The organism is Parapedobacter pyrenivorans, from assembly GCF_014636865.1.
Taxonomy (GTDB): Bacteria; Bacteroidota; Bacteroidia; order Sphingobacteriales; family Sphingobacteriaceae; genus Parapedobacter; species Parapedobacter pyrenivorans.
Map to the genome: position 1 here is coordinate 369824 of NZ_BMER01000003.1, position 14893 is coordinate 384716.

Below are 14893 nucleotides of genomic sequence, written 5' to 3' on the forward strand. Positions count from 1 at the left end.
ACATGATCAACAAAAAGGTAATATGGCTCTTTGGTTTATCAGGGGCCGGCAAAACGACACTTTCGCGGCTGCTTGCCGAAAAGCTGGAAAAACACGGCCAGAGCGCCGTGCTGCTGGATGGCGATGAATTAAGGGCAGGATTGAATTCCGATCTGGGGTTTTCCAACGAAGACCGAGCGGAGAATATCCGGCGTGCCAGCCACATCGCCAACCTATTGGTGAAACGAAATATCGTCTGCATTGGCAGCTTTATCACCCCTCTGGACGCGCACCGGCAACTGATATCCCGGATTGTAGGCGAAGACCTGCTGCTCGTTTATCTGGATTGCCCAGCTTCCGAATGCGAACGCCGGGATGTAAAAGGCCTTTACCAACAGGCCAGAAAGCACCTCATTTCAGATTTCACGGGGGTATCTGCCTCTTTTGAGCCACCGGATACAGGAGTCTTATCCATTGACACAAGACATCACACTCCGGAAGAAAGCATGGATATTTTATGGCGTAGGCTGACCGAGTAGCAGACGAAACTGCCGTTGACCAAACGGGGTTTGTTATACACAAAGGCGCTTCCATCCGCATTGGTCATCCGTGCACCGCTGGCAACGGCAATGGCGTGTCCCGCAGCGGTATCCCACTCCATAGTAGGGCCGTGCCGGTAATAGACCTGTGCGTTGCCCTCCGCAATCAGGCAGAATTTCAACGAGCTTCCGATGCTGACCACGTTCCGGACGTTCAGGGAAGATAAAAAGGCTTCCTCTTCTACGGTTTTGTGCGATTTACTGCCTACGGCGACCGGATCGTTGCTTGCGCTCGCCTGTATACGTTCGGTTTTCCCAGCAGCTATTTTAAAGCTACCCTGGCCTTTCATACCGTAGTACAATACATCCGTTACGGGCACGTAAATCACACCAAAAACAGGTTCGTTCGCTACGATTAGTGCGATATTGACCGTAAACTCCCCGTTGCGGGAAATAAACTCTTTCGTGCCGTCCAACGGATCCACGCACCAGTAACGGTCCATCTTCTTCCGCTTTTCGTAGGAAATGTCTTTCCCTTCTTCCGATAGGATGGGGACTTCCGGATAAAGATGAGTCAGGCCGTCGCTGATAATCCGATGGGATATCCTATCCGCTAGGGTAAGGGGTGAATGATCATTTTTCTGTTGGATTTCCCATTTAGCTGTATCGGTATGATAGATCTCCAGGATAGCCTTCCCGGCCTTCCGCGCAATGTCAGCCACGGCTAGGATGTCACTTTCGCTATCCATATACACTAACTTCGGTTTCCTTGACTCGGTTAATCAGATCAAGCTGGGGCTGCCTCCTTTTTTTGTCGTCTTCAGGAGCCGTAAACCCACGCTTCAACTGCGCATTTTTTTCGTTGAAAACGGCAACGTCTTCCGACGTGAAATTTAACAGGCGGGTTGCCGGGGTAACGGGCTCGTAGCCCAATGCTACCAAACTCTCCAACGCCACCGATTCGAATATACGGATATCCTCAGCGGGCATTTCGCGCAGGAATTTATTGCAGTTCCCCTGCATGACCGGCTTCGTTAGGTTCGTCCACATGGCGCCTCCCTCGGCCGTCCGCCGGGATTCGTCCGAGGTATAGTAGTGCAGCATCGCATCCTGAAAATCGATTCCCAAAAATGCACATAATTGCCGGATGGTTTGTTCCGGGTACCGGATAAGCTGCTCATAGTTGAGCATAAAGAACCGTTCAGGAGGTACCCGATCACGCAATTTCAGACAGGCCTGCTGGTCCTTATGCCACTGATTTGCAATGTGATATGCGTGTTTTTCGCCGACGATCGCTTTCTGAAACGACAGCGCTACATCGCGCCCGTCGCGATAGAGGTAAATATATTTCAGGTTGGGCGATGCCTTTTCCAACTCGTCGGAAAAGTACATATTACCCATACTTTTGCAACACCAATATCCCGCACCGCATTGGCGGGCCAGAAATTCGTAAATATGCTTGTTCAGCTCGAAAAGATTGAATTGATCGGCCATCCGATAGATTTCATCGTGATCCAGGCGCACACCCCAGTCGACCGGATTCACGTGGATATAATCAATCACATCATCCACAAGACGCCGGTAAGAAACCGCATCCAATGTACCGTAGTAGGGCAGCAATGGCTCGAAATTAGTCAACAGGTGAGCCGGATGCGGAGAAACCAATTGCTCGGACTGGTTGAGAATCACCCGGAGCAGGTTGGAACCCGACCGTTGGGTGCCGATGATTTGTATACCTTGTATCTCCTCCATAAATCAAAAAATATAGTCGATGATAAATCCTAGCAGAATCAAATAGATCGGATTCAACCGGGTGAAAGATAATGCTGCTAATCCAGCCAACCCAAACAATACGGCGGGCCACGAAAAATGCGGCACCACCATGACCAGCTGGACACCTGCTGCTAGGATCATCCCGATTACCACCGGTCGGATGCCCTTAAACACGGCTTTGATCCCGTTTTGCTGGTAGTTGATGTACTGTGCCAGCACGATCATCAAGCTGGCCGAGGGAACAAAAATCGCCAAGGTTGCCAATACCGCCCCTAGCATACCCGCAATTTTATAACCGATAAACGTAACACTGACGAGAATAGGCCCCGGCGTAATCTGTCCGAATGCGATGGCATCCACATATTCCTTTACCGGAAGCCAATGCAGTTCGTCGACCAGTATGGATTGCATGTAGGGTATAATAACCATCCCGCCGCCGAAAAGCGTCAGGCTCATCCCGCTGAAAACCGACAGCACCTGCCAGGAGCCATAGGGTACGAAGCGATAACCTCCCAGTAAATACCCAACCAGTATGATCAACAGCAGGGAAATGATAAAAATATTCACGTGCGACCGGGAAGGGGCACGCGGCATCCGAACCGACGGAACTGACTCCTTTCGGTAGCGCAGATAACCTACTGCCGCACCCACCAGAATCAATACGATAGAGCCGGCAAAGCCACGATATAGGAGCGTCGTGGCCAATGCGCCCAGGCATAGCAACAATCCTGTCCGATCCTTGCCGATCTGCTTTTTGTACAAGGTAAACCCCGTAGACAAGACTACGGCAGCCACCGCCAGCAACACAAATAGATTTGAACCGCCCCCTCCGGGTTGGCCCGCTGACTGATAATACCAGGCCGCAATAGCGACCATCAGGATCGTGGGTGGAGCAGCAATCGCAACAAAAAACACACCCGCTCCTAACCAGCCACCTAACCGGTATCCCAGGTAGCAGACCACGTTGACGGCCATCGGCCCTGGCAAGAGTGTGGCCAAGCTCATGGCATTTAATACATCCTCACTACTGAAAATCTTTTTCTGCCCAACCAGGTAACGTTCCACCATGACCACCAGGGCCGCATGGCCACCAAATGCCACCGCTCCCACCTTGAAAATGCCCCACGAAAGCTCCAGCAGCGATGGGGCTGCCGCGTGCGTCGGGCGATGGGTCGTCAGTTGGCTGTCCATGGCGTGGTGGTGGTTAGCAAAGGTACTTCTTCGATGCGATAGGGATCGCCCCCGATACTGATTTTCCAAAGCAGGTTACCTTCGTAGTCTGACAGCACAAATAAGCGGGGGTCGGTCAAACAAGTGAGCACACTGCTTTCACCCAATAGTGCTGAATTACCTTTTACCGATGAGAAGAATGCGGGTGGGTACTTGATTTCCAGGACACGGCGATACTGTCTGTTGGTTTCATCCAGCTTAAAAGCCAGCGCCCTCGACTGTTTCCGCTTGACCCCATTATCCAGTATCATCAACTCGCCACGCCGATTTATGTGGACATAATGTTGTGCAAAAAACAGGTCATCTTCCTGCATGGTAAAATCGCCTCCCTGACCAAATTTCCATACCACGTCCCCGGTTTTCCTGTTGATTTTCCAAATCTGGTTTAAATCGCGGAATGACATCAGAAAGTGTCCGTTTCCGTCGTCATACAGTGCATTGCCGTGCACGAGATCGCTTTTGTCCTTCAAGATGGTTGGGTAATGCAGCACGTCGAGGTGGTCCAGCACCGACCACTCCCAGATCTTCTTTCCGTCGGGATCAAAGACCACGATGCCATCGGCCTTGACCGTATCGGCGGGTCCGCCACCTGCGGTACTCAGGTCAAACACTTTGTGGTCAAACGTGATGGCGTAAATATTGCCGTCTGCATCCTTGCGTACCTCGTGGTGCACCATTTTATCCATATCCCCCTGCCCTACTTTGAAATGTTTCAGGTATTCGCCTTTGAGATTTACCTCCACAATTTCATCTCCTCCCGATGAAGGGATATCTTCCGAACCGACAATACATAATACCGTACGATCGGGTGTCCAGGAAGACACTTTCACGCCCTTTGAGAAAGGTTCATACCATACCATATCCCCCAGTCCGTTCAGGATCACCGCGGCGCCAGGCTCGGTCAGGATCTGCGTCAGGAAATACCGTGATTGCATATCCTCCCGGATCGAGTCGACCAAGCTATCCAATGTAAAATAAGGAGTAGCGTGATAAATGGACTTAGTTTCAATGGAATATACGTTACTCCAGTCGGTATCGGATCCCCGCTGTGCTTTTACCTGATAGGCATATTGGCGTTGGGGCAGGAAGTTATACAGGATAACAGCATGATCGGATTCGTCGGCATACACATCAGACCACAGGGTATCCCTGCTGCCGTCCAGCCAGTACTTGATCTGCACCGACGACGATTTATTCGTCGTAACGTTAACTCGCACGCGCAAACGATTCTCAGGTAGGTAATGCAGCTCAATCTTTTCGATATTCAACGGCCGCAATGCCTGATAAAGGGATACGGTGCCGACCAGAATCAGCACCGCAATCACGATATACACGACGAGGTTTCGCCTCATTACTGTCTTACCCGTCCTTGGTTAATACTGATATCCAGCGATGTATTTGCCTGGATTTCCTGAATCGGATAGGGATACAACGCATAGTTGACCGCATCCGAATAGGTGTTCTGATCGCGAAGCAACGGCTTGACTTTTTCTTTAAACTTCAATAAGGGGTCGGCGCCGTTGGTGGCACTGCGTCCCCATCGGATCAAGTCGTCCCGACGGCGCCCTTCCATAAACAACTCCAATCCGCGTTCGTCAAAGATAAAGTCGCGCAACGTTTCTTTCGAAGAAAAGTCTGACAGCTGGATAGCCGATACGTTGCTGCGTTCCCGCACATCATCGATCAAGGAGATGGATTCGTCATTAGGGCCGTTTAGTTCATTGAGCGCTTCGGCCCGCATCAGCAGGATATCGGAATACCGGATGATGCTGACGTTGTTATATCCGGCGTAGTTATAATTGTTGACGTGGGGATATTTGAGGCCGAAGGTAAACTGCGCTTGCACCGTATCGGGCAAGCTCCCGCCTTCGCCGCCAAACTCCTTGGGTAACGTGATGATTTGTCCGTACAACGCTTTATAGGTACCCAGCAGTAACTGACGGCGCTGATCCTGCGGATTAAATTTCGCATAAAATTCACGATGGATCGGGAAGTTACCCCAACCGCGGTTGTAATCCCAGGGTACGGACTGGATACCGAAACTGTTGGAGAGAATGCCATACGATCCCGGTTCGCTCGATGATTTCATCACAAAGATAAATTCATTATCCGATCGGTTCATGTTGTCAAACAACGCAACCACACCGCCCTCGCCTGGGGCACGTAAATCATACTCACCCGCTGTGATAATCTCGCCACATTTATCGGCGGCCTTCTGCCATTCCCCCCGCCGCATATACAACCTGGCCAATAGTCCTTGGGCAGCAGCCTTTGTGGCACGACCGTTTAGTTCCGCGGGATAACTCAGCGGAAGGTGTTCTTGGGCATATTGCAGATCGATAACGATCTGCTCTTCAACAGTTGCCTGTGCCACCAACGGTGGATTCTCGTCTGCTTCGGTAAAATCAGCCGACGATTTCAGGTTCAGCGGCACATCCCCCCACAGCGATGTCGCATCGTAATAAGCCAGGGCACGTAGGAAACGGACTTCTGCCAGATGCTGCATTTTGACTTCTTCCGACTCGCCGTTGCCCGTGTAGTCGATCTTGCCGATGAGGTATTCCGACTCGTTGGCTCTTGAAATCAACCGGAAGATGCTCGCCCACACGTCGTTGATAATGGAATTACTGGCATCGTAGGTCAATTGGTCGAGCTGGATTCCTTGCCGGCTATCAGGTTTGGTCGTAACGATATCCGATGGATATTCCGTTAACTGATGCAAGTAACCAGCATAATACCCATTTCCACCGTTATCCCGGAGTGCGGCATACACACCGCGTACCCCCTGCAAACCGTTTTCCGGTTTGGTGAGCGTTGTCTCGTCAAAAACAGAATACGACTCTTCCTGCAGGCCGTTCTCACAGGAGATCGGCAAAAATGAGCAGAGCAGGAACACATATAAGGTTGGTTTTACGTAGTAGTTCATTACTGTTTGATTTGTATAGTTAAAAAGTCAACCTCAATCCAAAGATATACATTTTGGCCAGTGGATAGGCATTGAAATCAAGGCCTCTTCCAACATTCCTATTTTGCTGGTCGTTCGAAACCAGGTTCCCGATTTCGGGATCCAGTCCAGTGTACGAAGTCCAGGTATGCAGGTTCTGCGCGTTGACATAAAGCTGTAACTGCGCCACCCGGATTTTCGACAACAGGGAAGACGGAACCTGATAGGCCAGCGTTACATTCTTGACACGCAGGTAATCGGAACTCTCCACAAACCGGGAATTCACCCACCCGCCGTGGCTGGTACCGTAAAAACCGCGTTGAGGCAGCGTGCCGTTTGGATTATCCGGCGTCCACGTTTCTGCTTCGGTGGAAGCCAGTACGTTTCCGGTTGATAGCGGGTCCATCATATCCAAGCTTTGCACATTCACCAATTTACCTCCGGCCTGCCCCTGAAGCACCACCGTCAGATTAAATCCTTTATAGCCCAAGCTATTGGTCATCCCGAAAAAGGAAGTAGGCACACCCGTTCCGAGTACCACACGATCTTCCGTGTTGAGGATGCCATCTCCGTTCGCATCCACGTATTTGGGGTCACCCGCCTGGGCGTTGGGGTGTGTGGTTGTCAGTGCGGGATCGTCGGGCAACAGGATACCGTCGTACAGGTATCCGTTAATGGAACCGATGGACTCGCCCACACGGATAATGAAAGGGTCTTCAAAATTTGCAGCACCGTCGGGTTTGACAGATCCTACATAAATATCGGCATTGTTGCTGCCCAATTCGCGGACACGGTTGCGGTTGCGGGAATAGTTGATCGATGTATTCCACTCCAAGTGATCATTCCGCACGTTAACCGTCTGCAATGCAAATTCCCATCCCTTGTTGGATACTGCCCCCGCATTGCCCGTCCGGAATAAGAATCCCGTGGAGGGTGCGATGTTCCGATCCAACAACAGGTTGTCGGTATACTTGTCGTAATAGTCGGCTATCAGGACGATCCGGTCGTTAACAAAACCGATATCCACCCCGATATCCAGCGCCTTCGTGCTTTCCCATTTTAGATTCTGGTTTGAAAGCCGGGTCACGGCGATCCCGTTGACTGTCGTGAGGCCGTCTTCCGTGTATTTGGTGGAGTTGTTACTGGCATAGGTAGCCAGGGAAATACCCGGGCTGATCCGGTCATTGCCCGTCAGGCCGTAGCTGGCCCGCAGCTTGGCTTGCGAAAGCCACGTCACATCTTCGGCAAAACTTTCATTCTTCACATTCCAAGCGGCAGCTACCGAAGGAAAATAGCCCAATTTATTGGACTTGCCGAATACCGAAGATCCGTCGATGCGGTAGGTTGCTGTCAAGCTATAACGCGCATCGTAGTCATAGTCGACACGGCCGAACCAGCTGGCACGATTGGTACGGTTACGGGCCGAGTAGCTGGTAAAATTCTGCGCAGTACCCAGGTTATTATATCCCAGATTGTCGCTGGCGAAATTGGTGGCGTTGGTTCCGTATTCGAAATAGAGATACGTTTGGTAGTTATAACCGGCCAGCAGTCCGATATTGTGTTTCTCAAATGTACGGTTGTAGCGAGCGGTGGGGTTGAAGATAAGCTCTTTTGCATCAAATGACACAATAGATCCCCGACCCTTGGTAGCTGATGCATTGGGCACCGTGGACGGCGCAAAATAAAATTGCTCCGTTCTATTCAGGTCTGCTCCGAAATCCGCTTGCAGAAAGAGGTCCCGGATCGGTTCATACTTCATCGAGAAATATCCATTGGTCCGGTAGCTTGTGTTTTCGCGGTCTTCCGCCTCCACGAAGTGTAACGGGTTTTGTGCATCCAGCCGTGGGGGAACACCCGAATCAAATGTCGACGCAGGATTCGCACTCAGCACCTGTTTCAGGAATCCGTTAATGGTTGACGGTGCCAGGGGAAGATCGTTCTGGATGCCATAGTTTCCGAATACACGACCTGAAAGTGTAAATTGATCGCTCACATGATGGTCCACGTTGATACGTGCCCCAATCCGCTTGTATTTAGAATGTACGACAACCCCCTCCTGTCCCAGGTAGTCGAAACTGGTGTACACGCCGGTTTTGTTGGTTCCGCCGATGAAGCTAAGGGAATGGTCGTTCACACGGCCCACCTGGAAAACCTCGTTTTGCCAGTCGGTGCCGAGTATCCCGGATTGCAGCGAATCCAAACGCCCGGCGGAATACGGAGGTAGTTCCCCATTTGCCTCTGACATCCGGTTGCGCCGCAGCGCGAAATCATAAGAGCCCATCAAGTCATAGCGATCGATGACACGCTGGTACCCCACCGAACTGTTCACATTCAGGTTACTTTTTTTGTCGGTCCCTTTTTTCGTGGTAACCAACACCACGCCGTTTGCCCCGCGTGCACCATAGATGGACGTGGAAGCAGCATCTTTCAAGATGGTGATGGTTTCGATGTCCTCGGGTTTGATGGTCATTCCGATTCCTTCGGATGCGGGAAACCCATCGATGACGTAGAGCGGTTCACTATCCGCATTAATTGAGTTGGTGCCTCGGATGCGGATCGATAAGCCGGCACCGGGCGTACCGTTATTTTGACTGACCTGCACACCCGCAGCCCTCCCTTGCAACATATTTCCCACCGAAATGGACGATTTATTGAGGTCCTCGGCATTGAGTGACACGGCTGAACCTGCAAACAGGTTCTTATCCCGGGTGCCGTACCCTACCACGACCACTTCCTCCAGTGTTTCCTGTTCGGCTGCCAGTGTGATAGTTAGTCCGGTAACCGACGATCCACCGGTCTGATGTGTCTGACGGGCGTAGCCCACACGCGAAAACACCAGCTGACTATTTACCGGCACCACAAGCGCGAACGTACCCGCTTCCGTGGATTTGGTTAACGTTGCGCCACCCACGACGCCTATATTGACATCGCTGAGCACAGTTCCGTTTTCATCGATAACAGTTCCTGAAACGTTGATCTGTGTTTGGGCATTTGCCAACAGGGCACTTCCTCCCATCCACAAAAACAACAGTAGGCTTGTCAGTCGGATAAACTTGGGTTTACAATTTACCATAGTGTTAGTTAATTTATGTAGTACATTGGGTATTTAGGGTATTATTGGCTTCACCAACAACATACCCACAAATGTACCGCTCCAAAGATGGCTTAAAATTCCTATAGTCCTTATTTTTTGTCCATTCATCCGAATCCGTAGCCGGACTGTAGCCCAAGTTTTCAGGAATATGGTAAAAAAGATTTCAACACGGCCACTTAGCTTTGCCTTTCATATGAAAATGAATATACCGGTTATTGGATTGGTTTTTGGATTTTTTTTGTCGGCTTGTGTTGCAGGCCGACAATCTCAGCACGATCTGACGTACAACGTCGAAATCCACACGGATGCCGAGGGACAGCTGGAGCCGGTTTGCTATATCCACCTGCAGGTTTCTCCATTGCTTGATTTAAACCGAAAGAACTGGAAACTTTATTTCAACTCGTATAAGAACCCACAGATCGACAGTGCGGAAGCCGGTAAGCTTACCGTTGTTCCTGTCAATGGGGATTTGAATTACATAGCGCCAACAGCTGATTTCCATGTGGGGGACGACAGATTGGTCATCCCCATCCGACAGGCACGGCTACGGAACATCTCCGATTTTCCAACCGGGTTTTACCTGGTGTACAACGACCAACCGGATCAATATTACCCGTTCACCAACGAGAATCCGCAATACGACCACCTGGTTTTTCCCGAAAATGTATTGGCACAAGAAATTTACGAACGCAACGAACGGCTGACGCCCAAGCATACCCTTGATTTGGGAGACCAGCTATTGCCTTCTCCGAAGGCAATGAAATCCAATGGCCAGTCTTATACACTTACCGACGGTTCATTGATCATTGCCGACAATCCGTTCGCCGGGCAAGCTACCTATTTGACGAACGAATTAAAAAAATACACCCAGCTTGGCCTTCGTACCGTTAATGACCCCACCAAGGCCGGAATTAAACTGAAGTATTGGAACCTGGAAGAAGAGGCTTATCAACTGCGTATTGGAAACACGGGGATAGAAATCAGTGCAGGTACCGCTTCCGGTATGTTTTATGGGATACAGACATTAAAAAGATTGATCCTCGACCACTATCGCGACGGCAAGTGTATCCTGCCGGGCCTTGAAGTGGATGACCGCCCCCGCTTTGCCCATCGATCACTGATGCTGGACGTTGCCCGCAACTTCCTACCGAAAGAGAAGCTATTACAGGTGCTGGATCGGATGGCGGCTTATAAAATTAATACCTTGCATTTTCACTTCAACGACGATGAAGGCTGGCGTGTAGCGATTCCGGGGTTGCCGGAGTTGACTTCCTTCGGTGGATACCGCGGGCATACCGCCGACGGGATGGGATACTTGCCTCCATCACATGGCTCGGGCCCCGATTCCGCCGCTACACGCGGCAGCGGGTTTTACAGCCGGAAAGACTTTGTCGATATTTTAACCTATGCCAAGGAGCGGTTTATCACCGTAATCCCGGAGCTTGAAACACCCGGACATGCACGGGCCGCAATCAAATCGATGGAACATCGATACCGTGCCTATGCACAGACCGATAGCAATAAAGCAACGGAATACCTGCTTAGCGACCTTCGGGATTCATCGGAATACCGTACGGTACAGGGTTGGCGCGACGATGCCATCAACCCGGCGATGGAATCTACCTACCGCTTCATTGAAAAGGTGATTACCGAATTGACACTGATGTACCAAGATGCGGGATCAGAGTTAAAGATGGTCCACATGGGTGGCGACGAAGTACCGGCGGGTGTATGGGAACAATCTACGGCGGTACAACGCCTACTACGCGAAAAACCCTCATTTAAAACGGCCGACGACCTCTGGGAATACTTTTACAGTCGAGTTGGCGGGATACTGGCCAAGAAGGATATCCGCATGCAGGGATGGGAAGAAATCGGAATGAAACGCGTGAATGTAAATGGCAGAAAAAAGATGGAAATCGTTCCCCAACTGCGGAACAACGGCTACCTTTTGGATGTATGGAACAATGTGTATGGCACCGGTGCCGAAGACTTAGCCTATCGACTGGCCAACCAAGGTTTTGACGTTGTGCTTTCAAATGTAACCCACCTGTACCTCGACCTGGCATCGACCCGAAGTTTCTATGAACCCGGCATGTACTGGGGTGGCTATGTGAATCCCGAAAAAATATTTTCGGTCATCCCGGAGAATTACTACCGTACATTTCTACGTGATGACCTTGATCGGCCCATTGACACCGCTACGCTGCGCGATAAAGTGCGGCTGACCCCGGAAGGTCAACAGCATATCCAGGGTCTGCAATGTGCCTTATGGTCGGAAACACTAATCAACGGAGAAAATTTTGATTACATGCTATTCCCTAAGTTGATTGCCTTTGCTGAACGGGCATGGGCGCCGCAACCGGCGTGGGCAACGGCATCCAACGAAACGTTCGATGCGCAATATGCCGACGCATGGGGTAGATTCAACAGCGTATTATGGAACCAAGACCTACCACGATTTGACCGCTATTGGAAAAACATCCAGTATCGAATACCCACACCGGGTGTAAAAATCGTCGACGGCCGGGTTTTGGTGAACACCGAGTCGGAAGCATTGACCGTGCGTTATACCGTTAATGGCGGCACTCCCTCGATTACCGATGCGGAAGTCCAAGGTCCATTGAAGGAGAAAGGCCTATACCGGCTCAAGGTATTTCACAGGAAGACAGGCCGATCGAGCCGAATGATGGTAGTCAACAACCGGTAAAGAGGGAAATTATCGGATATTCGGATTTTAGACGCCCAGACGATTCAATAAGTTTGTTTCGATACAGGCCATCAACGCAGCTGTCTCGGTGCGTAGACGTACATTACCAAATGTAATGGGGATAAATCCCTGAGCTTGGGCCGCATCAATTTCTCCTTTGCTGAAATCTCCTTCGGGGCCGATCATTACCAATAACGGCACCGACGGTTGTAGCAAGGTACTTAGGTAAGATTTATCCCCCTCGGCACAGTGGGCAATAAACCGCTTCCCTTCAAATTTACGTCGAATAAAGTCGTCAAATTTAACAGAATGATTTATTTTCGGCAGATAAGCTTTTAACGACTGCTTCATGGCGGCAACCATTACTTTATTCAACCGTTCAAGCTTCACCTCTTTACGTTCGGAATGTTCGCAGATGATTGGGGTGATTTCGTCTATGCCCACTTCGGTCGCTTTTTCAAGAAACCACTCCAAACGATCGCTGTTTTTGGTAGGGGCAATAGCGACATGCAGGTAATAAGATCTTTTTTCATGGTCGAGATGCACATCCACAATTTCCAGTACTGTCCGCTTGGGATGTGCGTCCGTGATGACGGCAATGTAGCGTCCACCCCTTCCATCTATCAGATAAAGCTGATGTCCTTTCTCCATCCGCAATACCCGGACAGCATGCTTGCTTTCCTCCTCATTCAGGATAAAAGCCTTGTGCTGGGGTAGGATATCCGGTGTATAAAACAGTTGCAAATCAAAGGGTTTATTCGTCGTCGTCCTCGTCTGCAAGAGCAATCAGCTCCAGTTTCACAAACTCAATATTCTGCTGGGTTTTCTTCATGATGATGAAGTTATATCCATGGAACTCTTTGTGTTCTCCAACATCAGGTATCTTATCGAACAAATCGCTCACCAAGCCCGAAATCGTATCGTAGTCGTTGCTTTCCGGCAGCTCCTTAGGCAAGAACTCATTGACATCATGCACATTAGCGCTCGCATCGACCATATATTCCGTATCGGATATTTTCTCTACCACGGGCGTTTCCTCATCGTACTCATCTTGGATTTCGCCGACCAGTTCTTCCACAATATCTTCCAAGGTAACCATCCCGGCAGTACCACCGAATTCATCCAGCACGATCGCTATCTGAATGCGCTTCTGCTGGAATTCCGCCATCAAATCGTTAATCTTCTTGGTTTCGGGGATAAAATAAGGTTTGCGGATGATATTCCGAAGTACCAGTTCCTTCCCTTTCGCAATGATAGGTAGAATATCTTTGGTATGTACGATGCCGATGATTTGATCAATGTTGTCATCATAAATCGGTATCCGTGAATACCCTTCTTTCGTGATGCGCTCGATGAACTCATTTCCGGGGCAGTTCATCTCAATCGCCGAAATCTTGGTTCGTGGCACCATGATATTCTTCACGATACGTTCATTAAAATCAAATACGTTTTTTATCAGTTCGTGTTCAACGGTATCTAGCGCACCGCTCTCCCGACCCTGATCTAGCAGGTATTGCAATTCTTCAGACGAATGATGGGCCTCCCCTACATTCACCCGAAAACCCATCAGCTTTAGCAGCAGGTTGGCGAAACCGTTCAACACCCAGATAATCGGCCTGAATAATACATAGAAAAAGCGTAGGGGTAACGCGATACTCATGGTAGTACCCACAGGACGTTGGATAGCAATGGATTTCGGCGCTAATTCACCAAATACAATGTGCAACACCGTGATGATGCTGAAAGCGAGCACATGGCCCAGATTCTTTGCTAGCGTACCGGTCAATTCCACATTGAACCAACCGAAAACCCCCGTCACGATATCGGTCATCACCGCCTCACCTATCCAACCTAAACCAAGAGAGGATAGCGTAATGCCTAACTGGGTGGCGGCCAAATAGCCGTCCAAATGGCTGGTGATATGTTTTGCTACCTGGGCTACCTGGCTGCCTGTCTTGATTTTCAACTCGATTTGCGAGGCTCTCACCTTAACAATGGCAAACTCTGCAGCCACAAAAAAGCCGTTTGCAAACACCAAGAAAAATGTCCAAAAAATCTCCCAACCCATTAGGTCGTCGTTTGGTTAACAAATTCCTTTTGGTACAATTCGATGCTATCTTGTATGACCTTATATGCATACGAACGACCAAAAAGGCGCTCTATGGTAACGTTCTTGCGTTCCAACGCTTTATAGTCTTGAAAGAAACGAACAATCTCTTTCATCGTATGTGGTGGCAATTCTGATAAATCGCTGATGTAATTGACGGACATGTCGTTCTTAGCCACCGCAATGATCTTATCGTCCTGCTCGCCATTATCGATCATATGCATCACGCCAATGACCTTGGCCTCGATAATACTCATTGGGTAAACATCAACCGAACAAAGTACCAAAATGTCCAGCGGATCTTTGTCGTCGCAATAGGTTTTAGGAATAAAGCCATAATTGGCCGGATACATCACTGACGAAAACAAAACACGGTCTAACTTGATCAGCCCGCTTTCTTTGTCTATTTCGTACTTCGCTTTTGAACCTTTTGGAATCTCAATAATGGCATTAACGGACGAGGGGACATCGTCGCCCGGAGATACTTCATGCCATGGGTGGGATATGCTCATTATGG

General features: G+C 49.8%; 11 protein-coding genes. 2 read left to right on the plus strand and 9 right to left on the minus strand.

Translation table 11 applies throughout. The features are described from left to right. Nucleotides 1-2: 2 nt before the first annotated feature. A complete protein-coding gene (gene cysC / locus IEV98_RS16420; protein ID WP_188507101.1) occupies nt 3-518 on the plus strand; it encodes an adenylyl-sulfate kinase in 516 nt (171 codons plus the stop codon). Here cysC and cysQ read toward each other — a convergent pair. Genes cysQ through IEV98_RS16450 form a run of 6 tightly spaced genes read right to left on the minus strand, consistent with a single transcriptional unit; the run spans nt 467 to nt 9538 of the window. Then, on the minus strand, nt 467-1267 hold the full coding sequence (cysQ, locus tag IEV98_RS16425; protein WP_188507102.1) for a 3'(2'),5'-bisphosphate nucleotidase CysQ: 801 nt from the start codon (nt 1265-1267) through the stop codon (nt 467-469). The genes cysC and cysQ overlap by 52 nt on opposite strands. After that, on the minus strand, nt 1260-2270 hold the full coding sequence (locus IEV98_RS16430; protein WP_188507103.1) for a sulfotransferase family protein: 1011 nt from the start codon (nt 2268-2270) through the stop codon (nt 1260-1262). Before IEV98_RS16430 ends, cysQ begins: the two co-directional genes overlap by 8 nt. Nucleotides 2271-2273: 3 nt before the next feature. Then, nucleotides 2274-3482, minus strand: coding sequence for a chromate efflux transporter (gene chrA, locus IEV98_RS16435; protein ID WP_188507104.1), 1209 nt, complete (start codon nt 3480-3482; stop codon nt 2274-2276). After that, nucleotides 3467-4873: an aryl-sulfate sulfotransferase gene (locus IEV98_RS16440; protein ID WP_188507105.1), complete on the minus strand. Its 1407-nt coding sequence runs from the start codon at nt 4871-4873 to the stop codon at nt 3467-3469. Before IEV98_RS16440 ends, chrA begins: the two co-directional genes overlap by 16 nt. After that, the gene (locus IEV98_RS16445; protein WP_188507106.1) at nt 4873-6447 is read right to left on the minus strand and encodes a RagB/SusD family nutrient uptake outer membrane protein; all 1575 of its coding nucleotides are present in this window, start codon (nt 6445-6447) and stop codon (nt 4873-4875) included. Before IEV98_RS16445 ends, IEV98_RS16440 begins: the two co-directional genes overlap by 1 nt. Nucleotides 6448-6466: 19 nt before the next feature. Then, nucleotides 6467-9538: a SusC/RagA family TonB-linked outer membrane protein gene (locus tag IEV98_RS16450; protein ID WP_188507107.1), complete on the minus strand. Its 3072-nt coding sequence runs from the start codon at nt 9536-9538 to the stop codon at nt 6467-6469. A 214-nt stretch (nt 9539-9752) separates the two neighbouring features. Between IEV98_RS16450 and IEV98_RS16455 the strand changes: the two genes are divergently transcribed. Further along, a complete protein-coding gene (locus IEV98_RS16455; protein ID WP_188507108.1) occupies nt 9753-12269 on the plus strand; it encodes a family 20 glycosylhydrolase in 2517 nt (838 codons plus the stop codon). Nucleotides 12270-12296: 27 nt separating this feature from the next. On the opposite strand, the gene IEV98_RS16460 is transcribed toward IEV98_RS16455, so the two are convergent. From IEV98_RS16460 to IEV98_RS16470, 3 genes are read right to left on the minus strand one after another with little or no spacing between them, the layout of a single operon-like run. Beyond that, nucleotides 12297-13013: a 16S rRNA (uracil(1498)-N(3))-methyltransferase gene (locus tag IEV98_RS16460; RefSeq protein ID WP_188507109.1), complete on the minus strand. Its 717-nt coding sequence runs from the start codon at nt 13011-13013 to the stop codon at nt 12297-12299. Between the two features lie 10 nt (nt 13014-13023). Continuing rightward, nucleotides 13024-14337 (minus strand): hemolysin family protein, encoded by a 1314-nt coding sequence (locus tag IEV98_RS16465; protein ID WP_188507110.1) that lies wholly within the window; start codon nt 14335-14337, stop codon nt 13024-13026. Beyond that, on the minus strand, nt 14337-14888 hold the full coding sequence (locus tag IEV98_RS16470) for an inorganic diphosphatase (RefSeq protein WP_188507111.1): 552 nt from the start codon (nt 14886-14888) through the stop codon (nt 14337-14339). Before IEV98_RS16470 ends, IEV98_RS16465 begins: the two co-directional genes overlap by 1 nt. Nucleotides 14889-14893 lie beyond the last annotated feature (5 nt).